General features: G+C 60.3%; 18 protein-coding genes and 2 tRNA genes. 4 read left to right on the top strand and 16 right to left on the bottom strand.

The genetic code is table 11. From position 1 onward, the window contains the following. Positions 1 to 11: 11 nt before the first annotated feature. The 9 genes from ACXX83_RS27270 to rnr all read right to left on the bottom strand — a co-directional run bounded on the left by ACXX83_RS27270 (position 12) and on the right by rnr (position 13446). Positions 12 to 3284: a transglutaminase family protein gene (locus ACXX83_RS27270; RefSeq protein ID WP_458550083.1), complete on the bottom strand. Its 3273-nt coding sequence runs from the start codon at positions 3282 to 3284 to the stop codon at positions 12 to 14. A gap of 362 nt (positions 3285 to 3646) precedes the next feature. After that, a complete protein-coding gene (locus ACXX83_RS27265) occupies positions 3647 to 5950 on the bottom strand; it encodes a YgiQ family radical SAM protein (protein WP_217837035.1) in 2304 nt (767 codons plus the stop codon). A 188-nt stretch (positions 5951 to 6138) separates the two neighbouring features. Beyond that, positions 6139 to 7536, bottom strand: a complete 1398-nt coding sequence (dnaB, locus tag ACXX83_RS27260; protein ID WP_007973277.1) for a replicative DNA helicase — start codon at positions 7534 to 7536, stop codon at positions 6139 to 6141. 134 nt (positions 7537 to 7670) lie between these two features. After that, complete coding sequence (gene rplI / locus ACXX83_RS27255; RefSeq protein ID WP_007973276.1) at positions 7671 to 8117, bottom strand: 50S ribosomal protein L9; 447 nt, start codon at positions 8115 to 8117, stop codon at positions 7671 to 7673. 19 nt (positions 8118 to 8136) lie between these two features. Further along, positions 8137 to 9030 carry a YybS family protein gene (locus tag ACXX83_RS27250; RefSeq protein ID WP_458550082.1) on the bottom strand — a complete coding sequence of 298 codons (894 nt, stop codon included), beginning with the start codon at positions 9028 to 9030 and terminating at the stop codon, positions 8137 to 8139. A 36-nt stretch (positions 9031 to 9066) separates the two neighbouring features. Further along, positions 9067 to 9297 (bottom strand): 30S ribosomal protein S18, encoded by a 231-nt coding sequence (rpsR, locus tag ACXX83_RS27245; RefSeq protein ID WP_002551829.1) that lies wholly within the window; start codon positions 9295 to 9297, stop codon positions 9067 to 9069. A gap of 28 nt (positions 9298 to 9325) precedes the next feature. Further along, a complete protein-coding gene (rpsF, locus tag ACXX83_RS27240; RefSeq protein ID WP_007973274.1) occupies positions 9326 to 9748 on the bottom strand; it encodes a 30S ribosomal protein S6 in 423 nt (140 codons plus the stop codon). 306 nt (positions 9749 to 10054) lie between these two features. Next, complete coding sequence (rlmB, locus tag ACXX83_RS27235; RefSeq protein ID WP_007973273.1) at positions 10055 to 10822, bottom strand: 23S rRNA (guanosine(2251)-2'-O)-methyltransferase RlmB; 768 nt, start codon at positions 10820 to 10822, stop codon at positions 10055 to 10057. Then, positions 10819 to 13446 (bottom strand): ribonuclease R, encoded by a 2628-nt coding sequence (rnr, locus tag ACXX83_RS27230; protein WP_458550081.1) that lies wholly within the window; start codon positions 13444 to 13446, stop codon positions 10819 to 10821. The genes rlmB and rnr overlap by 4 nt, the downstream gene beginning before the upstream one ends. Positions 13447 to 13670: 224 nt before the next feature. On the opposite strand from rnr, the gene ACXX83_RS27225 reads away from it, so the two are divergent. The 4 genes from ACXX83_RS27225 (at position 13671) to ACXX83_RS27210 (ending at position 16888) form a co-directional block, all read left to right on the top strand. Next, a tRNA-Leu gene (locus tag ACXX83_RS27225) sits at positions 13671 to 13757 on the top strand. A 168-nt stretch (positions 13758 to 13925) separates the two neighbouring features. After that, a tRNA-Leu gene (locus tag ACXX83_RS27220) sits at positions 13926 to 14012 on the top strand. A 309-nt stretch (positions 14013 to 14321) separates the two neighbouring features. Continuing rightward, the gene (locus ACXX83_RS27215; RefSeq protein ID WP_458550080.1) at positions 14322 to 15332 is read left to right on the top strand and encodes an extracellular solute-binding protein; all 1011 of its coding nucleotides are present in this window, start codon (positions 14322 to 14324) and stop codon (positions 15330 to 15332) included. Further along, positions 15332 to 16888, top strand: a complete 1557-nt coding sequence (locus tag ACXX83_RS27210; RefSeq protein WP_458550079.1) for an ABC transporter permease — start codon at positions 15332 to 15334, stop codon at positions 16886 to 16888. The genes ACXX83_RS27215 and ACXX83_RS27210 overlap by 1 nt, the downstream gene beginning before the upstream one ends. A gap of 120 nt (positions 16889 to 17008) precedes the next feature. On the opposite strand, the gene ACXX83_RS27205 is transcribed toward ACXX83_RS27210, so the two are convergent. The 7 genes from ACXX83_RS27205 to hfq all read right to left on the bottom strand — a co-directional run bounded on the left by ACXX83_RS27205 (position 17009) and on the right by hfq (position 25642). Further along, entirely contained in the window at positions 17009 to 18943 is a 1935-nt protein-coding gene (locus ACXX83_RS27205) for a methyl-accepting chemotaxis protein (protein ID WP_458550078.1), read from the bottom strand. Positions 18944 to 19081: 138 nt separating this feature from the next. Beyond that, a complete protein-coding gene (locus ACXX83_RS27200; RefSeq protein ID WP_007973267.1) occupies positions 19082 to 20371 on the bottom strand; it encodes an adenylosuccinate synthase in 1290 nt (429 codons plus the stop codon). 54 nt (positions 20372 to 20425) lie between these two features. Then, positions 20426 to 21613, bottom strand: coding sequence for an ATP phosphoribosyltransferase regulatory subunit (locus ACXX83_RS27195; RefSeq protein ID WP_007973265.1), 1188 nt, complete (start codon positions 21611 to 21613; stop codon positions 20426 to 20428). Positions 21614 to 21926: 313 nt separating this feature from the next. Continuing rightward, on the bottom strand, positions 21927 to 22796 hold the full coding sequence (gene hflC / locus ACXX83_RS27190; protein ID WP_102673159.1) for a protease modulator HflC: 870 nt from the start codon (positions 22794 to 22796) through the stop codon (positions 21927 to 21929). Continuing rightward, entirely contained in the window at positions 22796 to 23971 is a 1176-nt protein-coding gene (gene hflK, locus ACXX83_RS27185; RefSeq protein WP_007973262.1) for an FtsH protease activity modulator HflK, read from the bottom strand. Before hflK ends, hflC begins: the two co-directional genes overlap by 1 nt. Before the next feature lie 96 nt (positions 23972 to 24067). Beyond that, positions 24068 to 25369: a ribosome rescue GTPase HflX gene (hflX, locus tag ACXX83_RS27180; RefSeq protein WP_096819817.1), complete on the bottom strand. Its 1302-nt coding sequence runs from the start codon at positions 25367 to 25369 to the stop codon at positions 24068 to 24070. A 12-nt stretch (positions 25370 to 25381) separates the two neighbouring features. Then, the gene (gene hfq / locus ACXX83_RS27175; RefSeq protein WP_003221112.1) at positions 25382 to 25642 is read right to left on the bottom strand and encodes an RNA chaperone Hfq; all 261 of its coding nucleotides are present in this window, start codon (positions 25640 to 25642) and stop codon (positions 25382 to 25384) included. Between the last annotated feature and the right edge of the window lie 50 nt (positions 25643 to 25692).

The following is a 25692-nucleotide window of genomic DNA, read 5'->3' as shown; positions in this document are numbered from 1 at the left end:
TCGCGGACGGTTTAGAAACGTCGTAAATCGAGCGTCATCGGTAGCTCATCGTTAATGTCCAGATGGGGTACAGTCAGTTTCCCCGGTGTGTGCCCGATGCGGAAGAAGCGCGCCATCCGCCGGCTCTCGGCCTCGTTGGCATTGACCGGCAAGCTGTCGTAATTGCGCCCGCCCGGGTGGGCGACGTGGTACTGGCAGCCGCCGAGCGAACGCTGCATCCAGGTATCGAGCAGGTCAAATACCAGCGGCGCGTGGACCGGGATGGTCGGCTGCAGGCAATTGGCCGGTTGCCAGGCACGAAAACGCACGCCCGCGACGAACTCGCCGACTCGCCCGGTGGGCTGCAATGGAACAGGAATGCCGTTGCAGGTCAGCAGATAACGCTGGGGCGGCAAGCCGCTGAGCTTGACCTGCAAACGCTCCAGCGACGAATCCACATAACGCACCGTGCCGCCCATGGCGCCCTCTTCACCCAGCACATGCCAGGGCTCGAGCGCCTGGCGCAGCTCCAGTGCAATACCGCTGACGGCGTAATCGCCCACCTTGGGAAAACGAAACTCCAGATGCGCGGCGAACCATTCAGCCCGCACCGGATAACCGGCGGCGTTGAGGTCGACGATGACATCGGCAAAATCCTGCTCGATAAAGTGCGGCAACAGGAAGCGATCGTGCAGCTCCGTGCCCCAGCGCGCGAGTTTTGGCGGTGCATAGGGCTCGCGCCAGAACCGCGCCACCAGCGCCCGCAGCAACAATTGTTGCGCCAGGCTCATGCGGGCATGGGGCGGCATCTCGAACGCACGCAGCTCCAGCAATCCGAGGCGCCCGGTGGCACCGTCCGGCGAATAGAGTTTGTCGATGCAGAACTCGGCGCGGTGGGTGTTGCCGGTGACATCGATCAGCAGGTTGCGCAGCAGTCGATCCACCAACCATGGCGGACACTCCTCACCCGGTGAGGGCATTTGTGCAAATGCGATTTCCAGTTCGTACAAGGCATCGTTACGCGCTTCGTCGACGCGGGGCGCCTGGGACGTCGGGCCGATGAACAGACCGGAAAACAGATAGGACAGCGATGGATGGTTATGCCAGTAGCTGATCAGGCTGCGCAGCAGATCCGGGCGACGCAGAAACGGCGAGTCCCCCGGGGTCGCGCCACCCAGCACGAAATGGTTACCGCCGCCCGTACCGGTGTGCCGGCCGTCGATCATGAATTTCTCGGTGGTCAGGCGGGTCTGGCGCGCTTCTTCATAGAGGAACTCGGTGCGCTCGACCAATTCATCCCAGGTGGCGGACGGCTGCACGTTGACTTCGATCACCCCCGGGTCCGGGGTGATGCGGAAGTTGCTCAGGCGTGGATCGCTCGGCGGCTCATAGCCCTCCAGCAATACCGGGCACATCAGTTCTTCAGCGGTGGCTTCGATGGCCGCGACCAGTTCAAGGTAATCCTCGACCCGCTCCAGCGGCGGCATGAACAGGTACAACCGGCCTTCCCGCGCCTCGGCACAGAAGGCCGTACGGGTCAGCCAGTCGGCGGACTCATCGATTTTTGGCGCACGCTCTTCTGTAACGGCTGCGCCTTGGCTCTGAAGCTGACCGGTGTCAGGCAACGGCGGGAACGCCTGATTCGGGTCTTGCGCATGAATGAATGGATATTCCGCCGCTTTCACCCAGGGTTGCGACCCCAGCGGCAAGCGATAGCCCAGCGGCGAGTCCCCCGGCACCAGACGGCAGTGCTCTTCGCGCAGATACCAGCGGCCGCTCTGCCACTGATCGCCCTTGGCGGTGCGCGCCAGCGGAAGGACCTGGCCAATCACCTTGTCCAACCCCTGGCTGAACACCTTGCGCAGACGTGCCCGCTCCAGCGGTTCCTCCAGACGGGAATCTTCGGCGCTGACGTTTTGCGGCAACATCCCTTCGCGCCAGAGGTAATAGAAATTGTCTTCGTAGGCTGGAAAAACGAAGCGAGTCGGAATTTTCAGGCGTTCGGCGACACTCGCCAGAAAACGTCCGGCCAGCGCGCCATCGGCGCCGTAGTCTTGTTGTTCGTCGGCGATCAGCGCGCTGTTGTGCCAGATCGGCACGCCGTCGCGGCGCCAATAACAATTGAGCGACCAGCGCGGCAGTTGCTCGCCGGGGTACCACTTGCCCTGCCCGAAATGCACCAGTCCATTGGGCGCGTAGTGTTTACGCATGCGCTGGAACAGTTCGGCGGACAATCGCCGCTTGTCCGGCCCCAGTGCCGCGGTATTCCACTCGGCACCGTCCGGGTCATCGATGGACACAAAGGTCGGCTCGCCGCCCATGGTCAGGCGCACATCGCCCTCCAGCAAGTCGGCATCGATCTGTCGGCCCAGGGCCTGGATCGCCATCCACTGGTCGTCGGTGTAGGGCTTGGTGACCCGCGGCGCTTCCCAAATCCGCTCCACGGACATTTCGTGGCTGAATTCGCACTCGCAGGGTTCCACCAAGCCACTGATCGGCGCCGCAGAAGACGGATCGGGACTACAGGCCAACGGAATATGTCCTTCACCGGCAAACAGCCCGGAGGTTGCGTCCAGGCCGATCCAGCCGGCACCGGGCAAGTACACCTCGCACCAGGCGTGCAGATCGGTGAAATCCACTTCGGTGCCGGACGGACCGTCGAGACTTTTCACGTCGGCGGTCAGCTGGATCAGGTAACCCGACACGAAGCGCGCCGCCAGTCCCAGGTTGCGCAGCAGTTGCACCAACAACCATGCCGAGTCGCGGCAGGAACCGGAGGCGTGTTCGAGGGTGTGTTCCGGCGTCTGCACGCCGGGTTCCATGCGAATCAGGTAGTCGATGTCTTCGCTCAGGCGCTGGTTGAGCGCGACGAGGAAGTCCACGGCAGGCAACGGTGTGCGGTCGATGCCGTCCAGATAGGCCTTGAATTTCGGCGTCAGCGGCAGGGTTTCCAGATACGGCGCCAATTCCTTGCGCTCATCTGCTGCATACACGAAGGGGATCTTTTCCGCGTAGGGTTCGAGGAAGAAGTCGAACGGATTGAAGATCGCCATCTCCGCCAGCAGATCGACCTCGATCCGCAGTTCTTCGGTTTTCTCCGGGAACACCAGCCGCGCCAGGTAATTGCCCTGGGGGTCCTGCTGCCAGTTGATGAAGTGCTGCTCGGGCGAGACTTTCAGCGCATAAGACAGAATCCGCGTGCGGCTGTGGGCGGCGGGACGCAGGCGAACAATCTGCGGACCCAGCTCGACAGCGCGGTCATAGCGGTAATGCGTGACGTGGTGCAATGCGACATGAATCGACACGGCGTGCCTCCTGCGAGCCTTGAGCGTATTGGAAAGCGCGCAAGACTTATGCCATCCCGCATTGCTGGCGCTTTCTTCGGTTGCCTGAGGCAGTACAGCACCAAAACCGGGCGAGACGGAGAATTGGATTGCAAGAGTTGCACGTATTTGTGGCGTTCCGTTGCATAGTCGCCGCCAAAACCGGCCTCTTCGCGGGCAAGCCCGCTCCCACAGGTTTAGAGGCGTTCGCAAAATTTGTGTTTGACTCGGACACTGTGGGAGCGGGCTTACCCGCGAAGAGGCCAGCAGCCCTGCACACCCTCCAAGCCCGGAATGCAAAACGCCAACCCGAAGGTTGGCGTTCTGTTCAGCGCAGTCGAGGCTTAGCGCGGTACGACGGGCTTGCGAGCCGGCTTCGGCCCCTTGCCCTTGGCCGCGTCCTTGCGTTCCTTGGCCGCCTGCTGGTTGCGGGCAAAAGCCGCCGCCTTGGCCTGTTCGCGCTTGTCCCACGGGTTGCCGCCATCGCTGGCACGCGGTGGCAGGCCGGTGTGCTGGGTAAGGATCTTGGTGGTCTTTTCCTTGGCCACCTTATGGCTACCGGCCGGCGTCGAGTTCTTGCGACGGGCGCTCTGGTAGCTGTCGGTCGACGGCTGGTGCAAAGGAATCAACTGATTCTTGCCCGGCCCGATCAGGTCGGCGCGGCCCATGCGGGTCAGTGCCTCACGCAGCATCGGCCAGCCTTTCGGGTCGTGATAACGCAAGAACGCCTTGTGCAGACGACGCTGCTCCTCGCTCTTGACGATGGTCACCGCGTCACTCTTGTAGGTGACCTTGCGCAGCGGGTTCTTGCCCGAGTGGTACATCGCGGTGGCGGTGGCCATCGGCGACGGGTAGAACGCCTGCACCTGGTCGGCACGGAAACCGTTGCCCTTGAGCCACAGGGCCAGGTTCATCATGTCTTCATCGGTGGTGCCCGGGTGGGCGGCGATGAAGTACGGGATCAGGTACTGCTCCTTGCCCGCTTCCTTGGAGTACTTCTCGAACATGCGCTTGAACTTGTCATAGCTGCCGATGCCCGGTTTCATCATCTGGTTGAGCGGACCTTCCTCGGTGTGTTCCGGGGCGATCTTCAGGTAACCACCGACGTGGTGGGTCACCAGCTCTTTAACGTATTCCGGCGACTCGACCGCGAGGTCATAACGCAGGCCGGAAGCGATCAGGATCTTCTTCACACCCGGCAATTCACGGGCACTGCGATACAGCTTGATCAGCGCCGAGTGGTCGGTGTTCAGGTTCGGGCAGATACCCGGGAACACGCACGATGGCTTGCGGCACGCGGATTCGATTTCCGGGCTCTTGCAGGCAATGCGGTACATGTTCGCGGTCGGGCCACCGAGGTCGGAGATCACGCCGGTAAAGCCAGGAACCTTGTCGCGAATTTCTTCGATTTCGCGAATGATCGACTCGTGGGAACGGTTCTGGATGATCCGCCCTTCGTGCTCGGTGATCGAGCAGAAGGTGCAGCCGCCGAAGCAGCCACGCATGATGTTTACCGAGAAACGGATCATCTCGTAGGCCGGGATCTTTTCCTTGCCGTACGCCGGGTGCGGAATGCGCTGATAAGGCATGCCGAACACGTAGTCCATTTCTTCGGTGGTCATGGGAATCGGTGGTGGGTTGAACCAGACATCGACTTCGCCATGCTTCTGCACCAGCGCGCGGGCGTTGCCCGGGTTGGTTTCCAGGTGCAACACACGGTTGGCATGGGCGTAGAGCACCGCGTCGTTGCGGACCTTTTCCACCGACGGCAGACGGATCACGGTCTTGTCGCGGGTCATGCGCGGGCTGGCCAGGATCTGCACGACCTTGGCTTCCTGCGGATCCTCGACCGGCCCCTTCTCCTGCTCGATGGCGCAGGCCTGGGTGTCCTGGGTGTTCACGTACGGGTTGATGATCTTGTCGATCTTGCCCGGACGGTCGATGCGTGTGGAATCGACTTCGTACCAGCCTTGCGGTGTATCACGACGGATGAACGCGGTCCCGCGCACGTCGGTGATGTCTTCGATCTTGTGACCGTAGGACAGACGCTGGGCGACCTCGACGATCGCGCGCTCGGCGTTGCCATAGAGCAGGATGTCGGCGCTGGCGTCGATCAGGATCGAGTTGCGCACGCGGTCCTGCCAGTAGTCGTAGTGGGCGATGCGGCGCAGCGACGCTTCGATGCCGCCGAGCACGATCGGCACGTGCTTGTAGGCTTCCTTGCAGCGCTGGCTGTAGACCAGGCTGGCGCGGTCCGGACGCTTGCCCGCCAGGCCACCCGGGGTGTAGGCATCGTCGGAGCGGATTTTCTTGTCCGCGGTGTAGCGGTTGATCATCGAGTCCATGTTGCCGGCCGCGACACCGAAGAACAGGTTCGGCTCGCCGAGCTTCATGAAGTCGTCTTTGGACTGCCAGTTCGGCTGGGCAATGATCCCGACGCGGAAGCCCTGGGACTCCAGCAGCCGGCCGATGATCGCCATGCCGAACGACGGGTGATCGACGTAGGCATCACCGGTGACGATGATGATGTCGCAGGAATCCCAGCCGAGCTGATCCATCTCCTCCCTGCTCATGGGCAGGAACGGCGCTGGCCCGAAACATTCGGCCCAGTACTTGGGATAGTCAAATAACGGCTTGGCTGCTTGCATGTCGATAACCGGTGTTGGCTTTCATTGAATTTCGCGGGCGCGGAATATAGCACAAATTTTGACCAATTCCGACGGCTGTGGTCGGAAATTGCGGCGACCCCATCGCGAGCAAGCTCGCTCCCACAGGTTCAATGAAGTTCCTGTGGGAGCGAGCCTGCTCGCGAAGAGGCCCGCACAGTCGCTACAACTTACTCATCATCATCGAAGTTATAGCTACCCGGCGCCAGGTTCTCGAACCGTGTGTACTTACCGATGAATGCCAGGCGGATAAAGCCGATCGGCCCGTTCCGCTGCTTGCCGATGATGATCTCGGCAATGCCCTTGTGCTCGGTTTCCGGGTGATACACCTCGTCGCGATACACGAACATGATCACGTCGGCGTCCTGCTCGATCGCTCCGGATTCCCGCAAGTCGGAGTTCACCGGGCGCTTGTTCGGCCGCTGTTCCAGGGAACGGTTGAGCTGCGAGAGCGCCACCACCGGGCAGTTGAATTCCTTGGCCAGGGCTTTCAGGGATCGGGAGATCTCGGAAATCTCGTTGGTCCGGTTGTCACCGCTGGAACCCGGGATCTGCATCAGCTGCAGGTAGTCGATCATGATCAGGCCGACATCGCCGTGTTCGCGCACCAGACGGCGGGTCCGGGCGCGCATTTCCGACGGGCTGATGCCCGCGGTATCGTCGATGAACAGCTTGCGGTCGTTGAGCAGGTTGACCGCCGAGGTCAGGCGCGGCCAGTCGTCGTCTTCCAACTGACCGGAACGCACCTTGGTCTGGTCGATGCGGCCGAGGGAAGACAGCATACGCATGATCAGCGATTCGCCAGGCATCTCGAGGGAGTACACCAGGACAGCCTTCTCGCTGCGCAACACGGCGTTTTCCACCAGGTTCATCGCAAAGGTGGTTTTACCCATGGACGGACGGCCGGCGACAATGATCAGGTCGGCCGGTTGCAGGCCGCTGGTTTTCTCGTCGAGGTCGGTGTAGCCAGTGGACAGGCCGGTGATGGCGTTGTCGGTGTTGAACAGGGTGTCGATGCGGTCGATGGCCTTGGTCAGCAACTCGTTCACACCCACCGGGCCGCCGGTTTTTGGCCGGGCCTCGGCGATCTGGAAGATCTGCCGTTCAGCTTCATCGAGGATTTCTTCTGCCGTGCGCCCTTCAGGGTTGAAGGCGCTGTCGGCGATTTCGGTGCTGATGCCGATCAATTGACGCAGGGTCGCGCGCTGGCGAACGATCTGCGCATAGGCCTTGATGTTGGCGACGGACGGCGTGTTTTTCGCCAGCTCGCCGAGGTATCCGAGGCCACCGACTTGCGAAGTCTGACCTTCCTTGTCCAATTGCTCGGCAAGGGTCACAACGTCGATCGGCGAGTTCTGATCGGCCAGTTTGGCGATCGCACGGAAAATCAGGCGGTGGTCATGTCGATAGAAATCGCCGTCGGAGACTTGATCGAGCACACGCTCCCAGGCGTTGTTGTCCAGCATCAGACCACCGAGCACGGCCTGTTCGGCCTCGATGGAATGCGGCGGCACCTTCAGCGCGGCGGTTTGCAGGTCGTATTGCTCGGGAGCTAAGATTTCGTTCATGGCCACTTGGTTTTTTTTTGGAAAGCAGGAATGTAAAAACTGGGATGCCAGAAAGACAAAGGGCACGACCTGTAAACAGGATCGTGCCCGATGTTACCGGCAAGCACCCGAGGGTGCCAGCCGACAAGTGCTGCTTAAGCTGCTACCACGACAACGCGTACGGTGGCTTCAACTTCGGCGTGCAGGTGCACGGCTACGTCGAATTCGCCTACGTTGCGGATGGTGCCGTTCGGCAGACGAACTTCGCTCTTCTGCACTTCAACGCCGGAGGCGGTCAGTGCGTCAGCGATGTCGTGAGTACCGATCGAACCGAACAGCTTGCCTTCGTCGCCAGCGGTGGCAGTGATGGTCACTTCCAGCTCGGCCAGTTGGGCAGCGCGGCTTTCAGCCGATGCTTTGCGATCTGCTGCAGCTTTTTCCAGCTCAGCGCGACGCTCTTCGAACGCAGCCAGGTTGGCTGGGGTCGCAGCGGTAGCTTTGCCGTAAGGCAGCAGGTAGTTACGACCGTAACCAGCCTTAACGTTCACTTTGTCACCCAGGTTGCCCAGGTTGGTGACTTTTTCCAGAAGGATCAGTTGCATGTGAAAATCCTCTTAACTTTTAACCTTCACCGTTCGCGTTATCGGCATCTTTCGGTGCCGAACGACCGCGAAAATCAATCAGGCTGTCGACGATGGCCAGGACCACCAGCAACGGATAGATCAGTTGCATGAACAGCAACAGCGTCACGTACAACCCCACCAGCCAGAACCTGGCCAGTCGCTTCTGCGCCACCAGCCCGTGAATCAGGGCCAGCCCGGCGAACACCAGCGGTACGCTGCACAACGGCGTCAACATGGCCAACTGCGGACCGATGTTCGGCCCCAGAAGCATGCACGCCAGCAGCAACATCGCCGGCAACAGCGGGATGCGGATGGCGCGAAACTCGCGACCAAAACCGCCCGGGTTGTACAACAACGCCTGCCAGTAGCGCCCGACAAGCAGGCTCAGCAAGCTGACGATTTGCAACAAAGCCGCAATCAGGCCGGTCAGGACCGGTGCAATCAGGGACGCGAAACGCGCTTGTTCGTCTACCGACAACTTCTGGTAGACATCACCGAGTAGCGACGGCATGACTTTGATCAAAGCCTGCGCCAGCATCTCGATCTGGGGAGCAAAAGCTGTCCCCAACACCACTGAAAACACCACTCCCATCGCTATGCTGACCAGCAGCACGCGGTTCCAGGACTCGCTTGCGCGCAAAACCAACGCAAGACTCGCAGACCCCAGCAGCACCAGAAGTGCCCGTGGGTCGTCGGAGTAAAGCCACCAGGCCAATGCCGGCAGCAGTCCCAGAGCAAGAACGCCCAGGGCGTCCCTCAATCCGCGCCGCAGGAGCACAAGGCATCCGGCGGCAGCACCCAACCAATACAACAACGGCATCGCCGCGCCTCCAGCCACTACCAGAGTGGCCTGCATACGGCCGCGCATGATGAACTCAGCTATGGCCCGCATGCATTCAATCCTTTGCTACGTGTCGACTGCCCGGTCTCAGCGGCCGTGGCTGTCGGTGTAGGCCAGCAGGGCCAGGAAGCGGGCGCGCTTGATAGCGGTGGCCAGCTGACGCTGATAACGAGCTTTGGTACCGGTGATGCGGCTTGGAACAATTTTGCCGGTCTCGGATACGTAGGCTTTCAGAGTGTTGAGATCTTTGTAATCGATCTCTTTCACGTCTTCAGCGGTGAAGCGGCAGAATTTACGACGACGGAAGAAACGTGCCATTTGATAGGCTCCTTAAAAGGTCCGTGGATTACTCGTCAGCGTTATCGCTGTTGTCGCTGTCATCACTGTCAGCGCTTTCAACGCCTTCGTGCTCAGGACGGTCGCGACGCTCACGGCGCTCACTGCGGTTTTCTTCAGCCTTGAGCATCTCGGACTGGCCGGTAACGGCTTCGTCGCGACGGATGACCAGGTTACGGATCACTGCATCGTTGTAGCGGAAGTTGTCTTCCAGCTCGGCCAGGGCCTTGCCAGTGCACTCAACGTTCAGCATCACGTAGTGAGCCTTGTGAACATTGTTGATTGCGTAGGCCAGTTGACGACGGCCCCAATCTTCCAGACGGTGGATTTTGCCGCCGTCTTCTTCGATCAGCTTGGTGTAACGCTCAACCATGCCGCCGACTTGCTCGCTTTGATCCGGGTGGACCAAAAAGATGATTTCGTAATGACGCATGAATGCTCCTTACGGGTTGTAGCCTGCCGCTCAAAAGCGGTCAGACAAGGAGTGAATGACACTTATGGACTTGCGTGGGTAAGGCACATGCGTGCCTGCCGTCACAGCAAGGGGCGCAATTGTAGAGAAGGGGCGAGGGAGGCGCAAGGTAATTGGTGATTATTTGAACAGCCACCAAATTCATGCCACACCGCAAAACACTGTGGGAGCGGGCTTGCTCGCGAATGCGGTACGACATTCAACATCTTTGCTGAATGTTACTCCGCTTTCGCGAGCAAGCCCGCTCCCACAGGGACTGCAACCGGATCAGGATTTCTTGGCGGCGGCCTTGGCTTTGACACTGCGCTGGCGCTGCGCTTCGAACAGGCAAACGCCGGTGGCCACGGAAACGTTGAGACTGCTGACGCTACCGGCCATCGGCAGGTTCACCAGATAATCGCAATGCTCACGGGTCAGGCGACGCATGCCCTTGCCTTCGGCCCCCATGATCAGGATGGTCGGACCGGTGAGATCCTGGTCATACAGACTGACCTCAGCTTCGCCAGCCGTACCGACAACCCACAAGCCGCGCTGCTGGAGCTTTTCCAGGGTGCGCGCCAGGTTGGTCACGGCAACCAGCGGAATCACTTCCGCCGCGCCGCAGGCGATTTTTCGTACAACCGGCGTCAGGGTCGCCGACTTGTCCTTCGGCACGATCACTGCCAGCGCGCCCGCTGCATCGGCGGAGCGCAGGCAGGCGCCGAGGTTGTGCGGATCGGTCACACCGTCGAGCACCAGCAACAACGGTGCACCGTCGGTGCGATCGAGCAGTTCGTCGAGCATTGCCTCGCCCCAGACCTGGCTCGGACTCACGTCCGCGACCACGCCCTGGTGCACGCCTTCAACCCAGGCGTCCATTTCGCGGCGCTCGGCCTGGCCGACCTGGACCCGGTTTTCGTTGGCCAGCTCAATCAGCGTCTGGACCCGAGGATCATTGCGGCCTTCGGCCAGCCAGATCTGCTTGACGCGTTTCGGGTGGTGACGCAACAACGCTTCTACAGCATGGACGCCGTAGATCTTTTCCAACTGACTCATGGCTTGGCCTTAGGTTTACGCGCCCCGCCACTCTTGGCTGGAGCCGAGCCCGCTTTTGGCGGGCCTTTACGATGTTTGCTCGGTTTGGCTGGCTTGCCGCCGACGGCCTTGTCAGGCGCCGACCGGCTGGTCTTTCCCCCAGACGCCGCTTTACCGCCGCTTTTCGCACCGGCCAGCAACGCCTGTTTCATTTCACGACTTTTGCGCACTTCGGCGTTTTTCGCCGCTGCATCGCTCGGGCGATAGGCCTCGACAACCTTTTCCTTCGCAGGACGACGGCCGGTTTTCGCCGGGGTAGGTTCTGCTTCAACTTTCGCTGCAGGCGCTGCACTTTCGGTACCGCGTTTTTTACGGCCGATCGGTGCACTGATGGTTTTTTCAGCCATCTCGAAGTCGATCTTGCGCTCGTCGAGGTCGACGCGCATGACCCGCACTTCCACGGTGTCGCCCAGGCGGAAGCTGCGACCGGTGCGCTCACCGGCCAGGCGGTGGTGCACAGGATCGAAGTGGTAGTAATCGCCCGGCAGCGCAGTGACGTGCACCAGGCCTTCGACGTAGATGTCGGTCAGTTCGACGAACAGACCAAAACCGGTCACGGCCGTGATCACACCCGGGAACGACTCGCCCACGCGATCTTTCATGAACTCGCACTTGAGCCAGTTCACCACGTCGCGGGTCGCTTCGTCGGCACGGCGCTCACTCATCGAGCACTGCTCGCCGAGTTGCTCCAGGGCCGCTTCGTCGTACGGATAGATGCGTGCCTTCGGAATGGTCATCGCACCGGCACGGCGAACGTGCGGGGTATTCTGCTTCGAATGGATCACGCTGCGGATTGCGCGATGCGTGAGCAAGTCCGGATAGCGGCGGATCGGCGAGGTGAAGTGGGTATAGGCTTCGTAATTCAGGCCGAAGTGGCCCTGGTTATCAGCGCTGTACACCGCCTGGCTCAACGAACGCAGCATGACGGTCTGGATCAGGTGGAAATCCGGACGATCCTTGATACCGGCCAGCAATGCCTGGTAATCCTTCGGCGACGGACCGTCCTTGCCTTTGTGCAGGGACAAACCAAGTTCACCGAGGAAGGCGCGCAGTTTTTCCAGACGCTCCGGCGGCGGACCATCGTGAACGCGGTACAGCGCAGGAATTTCGTGCTTTTTCAGGAATTCGGCAGTGGCCACGTTGGCCGCCAGCATGCATTCCTCGATCAGCTTGTGTGCGTCGTTGCGTACGGTCGGACGAATTTCGGCAATCTTGCGCTCGGAACCGAAGATGATCCGGGTTTCCTGGGTCTCGAAATCGATCGCACCACGAACGTGACGAGCCGCCAGCAATACCTTGTACAGCGAGTACAGCTGCTTGAGGTGCGGCACGACGTCGGTGTATTCGCCGCGAAGCTTGCGCGCCTCGGTGGCTTTCGGCGTTTCCAGCATGGCGCTGACTTTGTTGTAGGTCAGGCGCGCATGGGAGTGAATCACCGCTTCGTAGAAGCAGTAGTCGGTCATTTCGCCGGACTTGGAGATGGTCATCTCGCAAACCATGGCCAGACGGTCGACTTGCGGGTTCAGCGAGCACAAACCGTTGGACAGCTGCTCAGGCAGCATCGGAATCACGCGCTCGGGGAAGTACACCGAGTTGCCGCGAACCTGCGCTTCGGCATCCAGCGCCGAACCGAGCTTCACGTAGCTCGATACGTCGGCAATCGCCACGTACAGCTTCCAGCCGCCCGAGAACAGACGCAGCTTGCCCGGACGGGCTTCGCAATAGACCGCATCGTCGAAGTCGCGGGCATCTTCGCCGTCGATGGTGACGAACGGCAGATGGCGCAGGTCGATGCGCTTCTCTTTGTCTTTCTCTTCGACTTCCGGCTTGAGCTTGGCGGCTTCCTTGAGCACGGCGTCAGGCCAGACGTGAGGAATGTCATAGGTACGCAGGGCGACGTCGATTTCCATGCCCGGCGCCATGTAGTTGCCCACGACTTCAACCACGTCGCCTTGCGGCTGGAAGCGCGGCGTCGGCCAGTGAGTGATCTTCACTTCGACGAACTGACCGATCTGCGCGTTGGCATTACGGCCCGGCGTCACCAGCACTTCCTGCTGGATCTTCGGGTTATCCGCAACGACGAAACCGATACCGCCCTCTTCGAAGTAGCGACCGACGATGGTCTCGTGAGCGCGGGACACCACCTCGACGATCATGCCCTCTCGGCGACCACGACGATCCAGACCGGAAACACGCGCCAGGGCACGGTCACCGTCGAACACCAGACGCATCTGCGCCGGGCTCATGAACAGATCGTCACTGCCGTCGTCCGGCACCAGGAAGCCGAAACCATCGCGGTGACCGCTGATGCGGCCCAGGATCAGGTCAAGCTTGTCCACCGGCGCATAAGTACCGCGACGGGTATAGATGAGTTGAGCATCGCGCTCCATGGCGCGCAGGCGGCGGCGCAGGGCTTCGATCTGGTCTTCTGTGGTCAGACCAAACTCTTCGACCAGTTGCTCGCGGTTAGCAGGCGAACCCCTGTCAGCAAGGTGCTGAAGGATCAGTTCGCGGCTAGGAATAGGGTTTTCATATTTTTCCGCTTCACGAGCGGCCTCGGGATCGAGGGACTGCCAATCGGCCATTAGAGAGTTTTCACCTTGTCTATATGCGGGTTAGTTTGGCATAGGCGTAATGAAACGGGAAATTTCAGGCTAAGACGACCCATCTAAAGCCCTGTATCGACACCGCAAAGCTGTTTTGAAGACCGCTGGCGAAATTTTCCAGGTTTTTTTGATTCCGGGGGTTTACAGTTAAAAAGACGCTCCGTATAGTGCGCGCCATCGACGACGGAGACGTTGCCGATACTGCCCAGATGGTGAAATTGGTAGACACGCCAGCTTCAGGTGCTGGTGACCGCAAGGTCGTGGAAGTTCGAGTCTTCTTCTGGGCACCAATTTCGAGCTTGAGATTAGATCAATTTCAAGGCTCACACAAAAACCCGCGAAAGCGGGTTTTTGCATTCTGGACCACTGGTTTATTAATTTTTAAAATCAGGGGTTTACAGATCAAAACGCTCTCCGTATAGTGCGCCACATCAACAGCGGCAACGCTGAAGATGAATGCCCAGATGGTGAAATTGGTAGACACGCCAGCTTCAGGTGCTGGTGACCTTACGGTCGTGGAAGTTCGAGTCTTCTTCTGGGCACCAATTCAAGTTCAAGGTTACGGCCTTTAACTTCACAAAAACCCGCGAAAGCGGGTTTTTGCGTTTCTGGCATCCAGAAATGTTCTCTACCGCCCTTCTGTAGGAGCGAGCCTGCTCGCGATGCACGCCCAGACAACATTTGCATGCAGGCACCCCGCGTTATCGTTGGAGACCATCGCGAGCAGGCTCGCTCCTACAGGGTCATCGGCAGCCCGTACCAAAAGCAAATCCAACCCGCAAGGCGCATTTGAGAAGCAATATCGTTTATCATTGTTACAAGTTTTTGCAATGCGACAGTGAGGAACCCTGCGAATGATGTTTCGAAATACCCTGCGCCGCGGCTTGACCATTACCCTGCTCGGCCTGGCACTTGCCACTCCCCTCACCCAAGCCGCCGACCCGGTTTCCCTGACACTCTACAACGGCCAACACAAAGAAGTCGGCGACGCGGTCGCCAAAGCCTTCGAAGCCAAGACCGGGATCCACGTCAATGTACGCAAAGGCAGCAGCAACCAGCTCGCCAGCCAGGTCGTCGAAGAAGGCGATCGCTCCCCTGCCGATGTGATCTACACCGAAGAATCGCCGCCACTGAACAAACTTGGCGAACAAGGCCTGCTGGCCAGGGCGGATGACACCACGCTGGCCGTTCTGCCCAAGGAATACGTCGCCAGCAATGGCACCTGGATTGGCGTGACTGCCCGGGTGCGCGTCGTCGCCTACAACCCCAAGCTGATTGATGAAAAAGACCTGCCGACCTCGGTGATGGAATTCTCCAATCCAAAATGGCAAGGCAAGGTCGGCTTCGTGCCCACCAGCGGCGCCTTCCAGGAACAAGCCGTCGCCATCATCAAAGTGCACGGCATGGACGCTGCCGAAGAATGGCTGACCGGGCTGCGCGCATTCGGCAAGACCTACAGCAACAATATGGTCGCGCTCAAAGCCGTGGAAAATGGCGAAGTGGCCACCGTGCTGGTCAACAACTACTACTGGTTCGCCTTGCAGCGTGAAAAGGGCCAGCTCGATTCGAAACTGCACTACTTCACCGGCGGCGACGTTGGCGGGCTGATCACCGTGTCCAGCGCAGCAGTGCTGAAATCCAGCAAACACCCAACAGAAGCACAGCAATTGCTCGCCTACATGGCCAGCGAGGAAGGCCAGCGCGTGATCACCCAGACCACCGCCGAATACCCGCTGCACAAAGGCATGGAGTCTGATCGCGGACTCAAGCCATTCAGCGAGCTGCAAGCACCGAAAGTCACGCCAGCCGACCTGGGCAATGCCGAAGAAGCCCTGGACCTGGAACGTGACGTTGGCCTGAACTGATGAGCGCATCGCTTTCCGCACATGGCGGGTACATGCCACGACGCAAGCGGCCGTCAATCTGGCTGGTCCTGCCGGTTTTGCTACTGGTGGTGCTCAGCCTGCTGCCGTTGGCCTATGTCGGGCTCAAGGCCTGGCAAGCAGGCTGGGCCGAGGCGCTGCATTTGCTGTGGCGCCCCTATGTGTTCGGACTACTGCGCAACACTCTGGCGTTGATGGTCGGCGTGACGCTGGCCTGCGGCGTGATCGGCCTGTCGCTGGCGTGGTTGCTGGAGCGCAGCAGTCTGCCGGGGCGACGCCTGTGGGGTGTGATCCTGTGCCTGCCCTTCGCCGTACCGGCGTTTGTCAGCAGCTTCACCTGGGTTTCATTGAGCGCTCATTTCGAGGGACTCGGCGGGGCGATTCTGGTGATGACGCTCTCTAAATACCCGCTGATTTTCCTGCCGGTGGCGGCGACCCTGCGCAATCTCGACCCTTCACTGGAAGAATCGGCGCGCACCTTGGGACAGAACCGCTGGGGCGTGTTCTTCAAGGTCACCCTGCCCCTGCTCTGGCCGTCGCTGCTCGCCGGTTCCTTGCTGATTGCCCTGCACATGCTGGTGGAATTCGGCGCGCTGTCGATCATCGGCCTGCAAACCTTCACCACCGCGATCTATCAGCAGTTCGAGCTGGAATTCAGCAATGCCAATGCGGCGATGCTCTCCGCCGTACTGCTGATGTTGTGCCTGGCGTTGTTGTGGCTGGAGCTGCGCGTGCGCGGCAAGGGGCGACACGTGCGCACCGGCCAGGGTGCGGCGCGGCAGGCGGAGCAGGTTCAACTGGGGCCTTGGGCAGTGGCGGGACAGCTTTATTGCCTGCTGCTGGCAATCATCGGCAGCGGGATTCCGTTGGGCATGCTGGCTTACTGGCTGGCAGTCGGATCATCGGCGGCCTTTCCAATGGCAGCCATCGGTGAAGCATTGCTGTCATCCCTCGCGCTGTCGCTGGGTGGCGCTGCGTTTTGCCTGGTGCTGGCGGTGCCGGTCGGCCTGCTGGTCGTGCGCCATAAGGGCCAACTGGCGATCTGGGCCGAGCGCTTGCCGTATCTGCTGCACGCCCTGCCGGGACTGGTCATTGCCCTGACCCTGGTGTATTTCGCCCTGCACTACGTGCCGATGCTGTACCAGACTTCGGCATTGCTGCTGATCGCGTACGCCCTGCTGTTTCTGCCGCTGGCCCAGGCGCCGATCCGCACCGCCCTGAACAAGGCGGCACCGCAGCTTGAAGAAGCGGCACGTACACTGGGCGCCTCGTCTTTCAGCGCTTTCTGCCGAGTGACACTGCCGATCATTTTCCCGGCACTGGGCGCAGCTTTTGCCTTGGTATTCCTGGATGCGATGAAGGAACTGACGGCGACCTTGCTGTTGAGTCCGACGGGGCTGAATACACTGGCGACGGAAGTCTGGGCGCATACCGCGAATGTGGAATTTGCCGCTGCGGCGCCTTATGCGGCGTTATTGATATTAGTGTCGGGGTTGCCGGTCTATCTGCTGACGACCCGGATGTATCTGAGTCGTTAAGACCGTATTCGCGAGCAAGCCCGCTCCCACATTGGCCCTTTGTGAACATCATATTTGTGTTCGACAGAGGACCACTGTGGGAGCGGGCTTGCTCGCGAAGGGGCCGGCACCAACAACCAATCAAGCCCTGAACTGCCCCAGGCTCGCCTTCAACTGCGCCGCCAGGCCATCCAGCACCTTGCCGCTGGCCGTGGTCTCCACCACAGCTTGCGCGGCTTTCTCGGCCTGGGCATGAATGGTCTGGACCCGCCCTCGCACCGCTTGCGCCCCTTGCGCCTGATGCGCCGCGGCCTGGGTCGCCAGACCGATCGCCGCATGCACCTGCTCAACCGACGCCTGCACCGACTGCTGCAATCGCGCACTGTCACGCAGCACCACCAAACCTTCGTTGGCCTGGCGTCCGGCCTGACCGATTGCCGCGACCGCCTCGCGCGCGCCCTGCTGCAACGCCACGATGTGCGCCTGGATATCGCCAGTGGAGCTCTGCGTCTTGCTCGCCAGCGCCCGCACCTCATCTGCAACCACCGCAAATCCGCGCCCGGTCTCGCCGGCACGCGCCGCTTCAATAGCCGCGTTCAGCGCCAGCAGGTTGGTCTGCTCGGCGATGCCGTGAATCACCGTCAACACCACTTCAATCTGCTCGCTTTGCTGCGCCAGGCGCTCGATCACCTGGGCGCCGGTATTGACCTGCCCCGCCAGCTCCTCGATCAGGCTGCCGACTTTCGCCGAGGTCCGGGTGTTTTCATCGGTGGCCTGACGAATCTCCACCACCTGTTTCAGCGCCGCCTGCATGGCGTGGCTTTCCGACTGCGCCTCATCCGCCATTTGCGACAGGGCACGCAAACTCTCCGCCACTTCGTCGCGCTGCATGCCAGCCGCTGCGTCCGCACCCGCGTTGCGCAGGGTCATGGCACCAATCTCGACGCCGGTACGCTGAGCCACATCGCCCGCCTCGCGCACGATCGGCTGCAACTTATCCACAAAGCGATTGACCGCCGAGGCCATGTCGCCGATTTCGTCCTTGCTGTTGATCTGCACACGCTTGGTCAGATCGCCCTCGCCCGCCGCCAGGTCATCCATGGCAACGATCAGCATTTTCAGGCGATTGACCACTCGACGACCGAGCACCACCGCCAGCAACAGCAGGACACCAAAACCCACCACCGCCAGACACACGCCGATGCGCCAACGCAATGTTGCAGCGGCTTCCTGTACGGTGCTGGTGGTGTTGGCTTTCATTTCAGCTGCTGTGGATTGCGCGGACTGCAGACGCGCGCGCATCGCCGTTGCGCTGTCGGCAGCCGCGCCTTTGAGGCTGTCGCCGACCAGTTGGTCGCTGCTGGCGATCAAGGCCGAGAAGCGCTTGTCGAGGGCCGCAAGGTCCGTCTCCACGGAAGCCGTCGAGACCCCCATCAGGACCTTGCCGATTTCCACGCCATTGGGGTTGATCGAAGCCTCGATGTAGAAGACCGAAGGATCATTCTTCGCTGCATCCAGCACCTTGTCGAGCGCCCGCTCGCCCTGGCCTTTTTCCAGCAGCGCCTTGTTGATCGGGTTTTCCCGGTTGAGGTAGCGCGTCAGGTGCTGACCGGTAGCGTCGTCATACACCACGAACAGCACATTGGGATTGCGCTGGGCCCGGCGGGCGAATTCGGACAGCGTCGGAATGTCGTTGTCCCACATGGCGCGGGGCGCGACCGAAGCCAGAAGCTGCGCCATATCGTTGGCGGAGTCCTTCAGGTCCTTTTCCAGGGTCGAACGCAATTGCGCCTGCTCTTCCTCAAGACGCGAGGACAAACCGGCCGTGAGGCGCTGACGCGTACTGGTAGAAAGGCTGTCCAGACTGGACGTGACTTCACGCCCGGCCTGCTCGAGCTCGGCGGAAAGCTTTTGACTGTCCGCACCCAAGCGCGTGCCCAGATCGGCTTCGAGCGCGGTTACCGTGCTCCGGGTCAGAGCAACAGCCACCAGCACCTGCACCAAAAGGGCGATACCCAGGGTAACGAACACAGGCCGCAACAAACGGCTTTGTAACAGTGAGAGAACGGCCGACACTGTGAATCCCTCTACTTGGACGCCATTAATTTGATGGCATTCTTTTGAAGATATTTACAGCAAAGGTCATGCCGTCCTGCAGACAAATACGACAAAGGCCCCGATTAAGGAGCCTTTGTGTTTTACATCAACGACTTATCAAGCAAACGGATGACGCAGAACGATGGTTTCGTTGCGGTCCGGGCCCGTCGAAATAATGTCGATCGGCGCACCGATCAGCTCTTCAACGCGCTTGATGTAAGCACGGGCGTTAGCTGGCAGCTCTTCCAGGGTCTTGGCACCCACGGTCGACTCGGTCCAGCCCGGCACTTCTTCGTACACAGGCTGCAGGCCCACGTAGCTGTCAGCATCAGTCGGGGCAACGGCCTTGCCTTCTGCGTCTTTGTAGCCGACGCAGATGTTGATGGTTTCCAGACCGTCGAGCACGTCCAGCTTGGTCAGGCAGATGCCCGAGATGCTGTTCACATCGATAGCGCGACGCAGGATAACAGCGTCGAACCAGCCACAACGACGAGCACGGCCGGTAGTCGCGCCGAACTCGTGACCTTGTTTGGCCAGGTGCGCACCGACTTCGTCGAACAGCTCCGTCGGGAATGGACCCGAACCTACACGCGTGGTGTAAGCCTTGGTGATGCCCAGGATGTAGTCCAGGAACATGGGGCCAACACCCGAACCGGTAGCAACGCCGCCAGCGGTGGTGTTGGAGCTGGTCACGTACGGGTAGGTACCGTGGTCGATGTCCAGCAGGGAGCCTTGGGCGCCTTCGAACATGATGTCTTTGCCAGCGCGACGCAGGTCGTGCAGCTCGGCAGTCACGTCCAGCATCAGCGGCTTGAGCAGCTCAGCGTATTCCTTGCACTCGGCCAGGGTCTTGTCGAAGTCGATGGCCGGCTCTTTGTAGTAACCCACCAGCATGAAGTTGTGGTAATCCACCAGTTCACGCAGCTTGTCTTCAAAGCGCGGCATGTTGAGCAGGTCGCCCACACGCAGGCCACGACGTGCAACCTTGTCTTCGTAGGCCGGGCCAATGCCGCGACCGGTGGTACCGATCTTCAGCTCGCCACGGGCCTTTTCACGGGCCTGGTCCAGCGCAACGTGGAAGGACAGGATCAGCGGGCAGGACGGGCTGATACGCAGGCGCTCGCGCACCGGCACACCTTTTTCTTCCAGCTTGGTGATCTCGCGCAGCAGGGCGTCAGGTGCTACCACCACGCCGTTGCCGATCAGGCACTGTACGCCTTCGCGCAGCACGCCCGACGGGATCAGGTGCAAGACGGTTTTTTCGCCATCGATCACCAGAGTGTGACCCGCGTTGTGGCCACCCTGGTAGCGCACTACGGCGGCAGCATGTTCGGTCAGCAGATCAACGATCTTGCCTTTGCCCTCATCACCCCACTGGGTGCCCAGGACTACGACATTCTTACCCATAACACTTGTCCTCATTCGCGCAAACTTGGTGCCGGCGGCAGCCGGCGGGAAAACTCAAGAAGCCAGTGGCGATACTTGCCAAAGCCCGTTCTGCTGAATCAATTGCCGGTCGCAGTCCGCTTCACGGGCGGCGGCCAAAGGTTGTCCAGGCAAGGCCTGAACGACACGCTGACCCTCACTGCGCAACTGGCAAACCTGCTGCCAGAGTGCCGCATCCGTACTGTCAGGCATCCAGATACCGCCAGACGGTAGCTCGATCTCAGCACGCCCCAGGGTCACCAGGGTTTTCAAATCGGTGGAAAAACCGGTCGCCGGACGGGCACGACCGAAGTCGGCGCCGATGTCGTCGTAACGACCGCCCTGGGCAATGGACTGGCCAACACCCGGCACGAACACGGCGAACACCACACCGGTGTGGTAGTGGTAGCCACGCAGCTCGCCCAGGTCGAAATACAGCGGCAGTTCAGGGAAACGCACGGACAACCGCTCGGCAATTGCCAGCAAGTCGTCCAGCGCCGCCAGAACCGGGGCAGGCGCCTTGGCCAGACGCTCACGGGCCGCAGCCAGCACTTCACGGCCGCCACACAGGTCGACCAACGCCCGCAGCATGCCCGACAGATCGGCAGGCAAGCCTTCGGTCAAGGTAATGACCTCATCGATGGCCTTGCGTTGCAAGGCATCGAACAACTGCTGCTCGACTTCACCGGATAAACCGGCGGCGCGGGCCAGGCCGCGATAGATGCCGACATGACCGAGGTCCATGTGCACATCCGGCACATCGGCCAGTTGCAGCATGGCCAGCATCAGGCTGATGACTTCGACGTCGCTGCTCGGGCTGCCGTCGCCGTACAACTCGGCACCCAGTTGAATCGGGCTGCGCGAGGACGACAAGGCACGCGGCTGAGCATGCAGCACGCTGCCGGCATAGCAAAGGCGGCTTGGGCCTTCACGACGCAGGGTATGCGCATCGATGCGCGCCACTTGCGGCGTGATGTCGGCACGGAAACCCATCTGGCGACCCGATTGCGGGTCGATGACCTTGAAGGTGCGCAGATCCAGGTCCTGGCCCGCGCCGGTCAGCAGGGATTCCAGGTACTCGATATGGGGAGTCACGACAAACTCGTAACCCCAGCTCTGGAACAGATCCAACACCTGACGACGCGCGACTTCAATACGCGCAGCTTCCGGTGGCAGTACTTCTTCGATGCCATCTGGCAGAAGCCAGCGGTCTACCGTTGCCATTACGCCTTCCCCTATCTCCGGGCGACCAGCCTGTCGGCGAGCCTTGAGTGAAGCAGAAAATGATCGACTTGCGCACAAACCACGCGCATGAGCGACGGAGCGAAAAGCCCTTCTACCGGCTTCGCCAACCACTTTCCTCGAAAAACTGTCGAGCCAATCGGCCCGGCATCTGCTTTAAAACAGCAATCAAACATGCAGACGCAAAAAAGCCGGGAATTTCCCGGCTGCCGCATCATACACACGTTTTCCCAAAGGATCACCCCGCCAGAGGTTTTAGCCGCCCGGCGGGGGGATAAATCAGGTCAACGCCGTATCAAGGCTTGGCTTTTTCCAGGTAGTGGAAGAAGTCGCTGCTTGGGTCGAGGACCATGACGTCGGATTTGTTCGCGAAGCTTTCACGGTAGGCACGCAGGCTGCGGTAGAACGCGTAGAACTCCTGATCCTGGCCGTAGGCCTTGGAGTAGATCGCAGCGGCCTGGGCATCGCCGTCACCGCGAACCTCTTCGGATTCACGATAGGCTTCAGCCAGCAGCACGCGGCGTTGACGATCGGCGTCGGCACGGATGCCTTCGGCCAGTTCGTTACCCTTGGCGCGGTGCTCGCGAGCTTCACGCTCACGCTCGGTGCTCATACGTTCGAACACGCTGCGGTTTACTTCTTTCGGCAGGTCGATGGTCTTGACCCGGACATCGACCACTTCGATGCCCAGTTCTTTTTCAGCCATCTTGTTCAGCGAAGCAGTAATGTCCGCCATCAACGCATCGCGCTCACCGGAGACCACTTCGTGCAAGGTGCGCTTACCGAACTGGTCACGCAGGCCCGATTCCAGACGACGGGACAGGCGTTCGTCGGCGATCTGCTTGAGGCCGGAAGTCGCGGTGTAGTAACGCTCTGCGTCCTTCACGCGCCATTTGGCGTAGGCATCGACCATCACGGCTTTCTTTTCCAGCGTCAGGAAGCGTTGTGTCGGTGCATCCAGCGTCATCAGGCGTGCGTCGAATTTACGCACCTGGTTAACGTAAGGCACTTTCACATGCAGGCCTGGCTGAACATCGGTCTGGACCACGCGACCGAACTGCAGCAACACCGCACGCTCGGTCTGAGCCACGATGTAGAAGCAGTTCCAGGCAGCGATCGCCAAGACGACGCCGACAATAAGGGCGATCAGCGATTTATTGCTCATCAGCGACTCTCCCTGGTACGTGCTTGCTGTTGCTGCAGATCAGCTGCCGCACGCGCATTCGCTTCATTGCTGGTGGCTGCCGCACTGGTCACCGGAGTGCCGGTGTTGCGACCACTTTCGACCATCTTGTCCAGCGGCAGGTACAACAGGTTGCTCTGGCCGTTCTTGTTGCCGGTCACGAGAACCTTGCTGGTGTTGCTGAAGACTTCCTGCATGGTGTCCAGGTACAGACGCTGGCGGGTGACTTCAGGCGCCTTGCGGTACTCGGCAACCAGCTTGGTGAAGCGATCGGCCTCACCCTTGGCGCGCGAGACGGTTTCGTCACGGTAACCATTGGCATCCTCAAGGATGCGCTGGGCCTGACCACGGGCTTCCGGCACGACGCCGTTGGCATAGGTTTCGGCCTGGTTGCGCGAACGCTGCTCGTCTTCCCGGGCACGGATCACGTCATCGAAGGCTTCCTGGACTTCGCGCGGTGCCGCTGCGCTCTGAACGTTGACCTGGGTAACGGTGATACCTGTGCGATAGGTGTCCATGAAGCGTTGCAGACGCTCCTTGATCTCGCTGGCCATCAACTCACGACCTTCGGTCAGTACCTGGTCCATTGCGGTGGAACCCACCACATGGCGCAAGGCGCTGTCGGTCGCGTGCTGCAGGCTGATTTCCGGCTGATCGACGCTCAGCACGAAATCCTGCAGGTTGCTGATCTTGTACTGCACGGTCAGCGGCACTTCGACGATGTTCTCGTCTTCGGTCAGCATCTGGCCCTGCTTGGTGTAGGCACGCTCACGCGTGACGTTTTCCATGTACTTCTTGTCGATCGGCGGGAAATAGATATTCAGGCCAGGCCCCACGGTTTCGTAGTACTTGCCGAAGCGCAGCACCACGGCTTGCTCCTGCTCGTCGACGACATAAACCGCGCTGTACAGCCAAACAGCGGCCAACACGACCAGGCCGATGCCGAGCAGGCCGCCAAAGCCGCCACTCTTGCCCGGACCACCGCCGTCGTCGCCACCACGTTTCTTACCACCACCGAACAAACCGTTCAGGCTTTCCTGCAGCTTTCGGAAGGCCTCGTCGAGATCCGGTGGCCCCTTGCGGTCGCCGTTGTTACGACGCTTGCCACCCCAAGGATCCTGATTATTCGAGTTGCCACCCGGCTCATTCCAAGCCATAGCGCTCTCCATCTGATAAAGCAAAGACGCACCCACGGCGCGCCGACCAATGCTACAGAATGCCTGTCACCACGGCACAACCGCTTTCTCAGGCTTTTATTGCAAAGTGTGTTGCTCGATAAACTCCGTCGGCACAACGCCTTCACGGCTGACCAGTCGATTGAGCTCCGAGCGCGGCAATCGAATGGCCAGCAAGCTGACACCTTCTTCGTCGTATTCTTCTTTCTGTACCGCGCCCAACTCGAAAAACTGTGCACGCAGGCGCGCAAAGCGCTGAGGCAAGCGCAAGGTACCGACAAACAAATCACTGCCCAACAACTCGGCAATGGCTTGCTCAAGCAATTCCAGACCTGTGCCATCACGTGCCGAGAGCCAGACCCGTTGGGGCCTGCCGTTTTCGTCGCGCTGGATTTGTGGCTCAACGCCTTCAAGCAAATCGAGTTTGTTATAGACCTCGAGGATCGGCAAGTCCTGGGCACCAATCTCGCCCAGCACCACCATCACCTGCTCGATCTGCAACATGCGATCCGGTTCGGCCGCATCGATCACGTGCAGCAACAGGTCGGAGTTGCTCGACTCTTCGAGCGTAGACCGAAATGCCTCGACCAGCTTGTGGGGCAAGTGGCGAATGAAACCCACAGTGTCGGCCAGGACAATCGGCCCCAGGTCGTCCAGTTCCAGACGGCGCAAGGTCGGGTCCAGCGTGGCAAACAACTGGTCAGCCGCGTACACGTCGGATTTCGTCACGTTATTGAAGAGCGTGGATTTACCGGCGTTGGTATAGCCCACCAGGGACACGGTAGGTATATCCGCACGGGAACGGCCGCGTCGCGACTGTTCGCGCTGACTGCGCACTTTTTCCAGCCGGCCCTTGATCTGCCGCAGGCGAACCCGGAGCAAACGGCGGTCGGTTTCCAGCTGGGTTTCACCCGGGCCACGCATGCCGATACCGCCACCCTGGCGCTCAAGGTGGGTCCAGCCACGAACCAGCCGGGTGCTCATGTGGTCAAGCTGGGCCAGTTCTACCTGGAGCTTGCCTTCATGGGTGCGGGCGCGTTGGGCGAAAATATCGAGAATCAGACCGGTGCGGTCGATCACGCGACACTCGAAGACACGTTCGAGGTTACGTTCCTGACTGGGTGTGAGGACGTGATTGAAGATTACCAGGTCTGCTTCTTCGGCATGGACCAGATCGCGTAGCTCCTCGACCTTGCCGCTGCCAATCAGAAATTTGGCGGTTGGCCGATGACGCGGCACGTTAAAAAACGCAACGGTCTCGGCGCCGGCCGAATTAGCCAATTCCTGAAACTCCTGCGGATCTTCGCGCGCCTCAGGGTCCTGTCCATCCAAGTGAACGAGGATCACTCGCTCACCACCACCGTGGCGCTCAAAGAACAAAGGAGACTCCTATCAGGCGTTACCTGGCTCAGCGTCACCTGCATCGGATTCGGTTGCGCTAGGCAGACGAATTGGACGCACCGGTACCACTGTAGAGATAGCGTGCTTGTAGACCATCTGGCTTACGGTGTTTTTCAGCAGGATGACGAACTGGTCGAACGACTCGATCGTTCCTTGCAGTTTGATACCGTTGACCAGGTAGATGGACACCCCAACTTTCTCTTTACGTAAAGTATTCAAGTAAGGGTCTTGTAGCGAATGCCCTTTTGACATGTGCCGCACTCCTTTAAGGATTCAATATAAAAAAATAGGTAAACAGATGG

Source organism: Pseudomonas sp. GNP012, from assembly GCF_054343835.1.
Note: the sequence above shows the minus strand (reverse complement) of the source record. Positions and strands in the feature narration are given on the sequence as shown.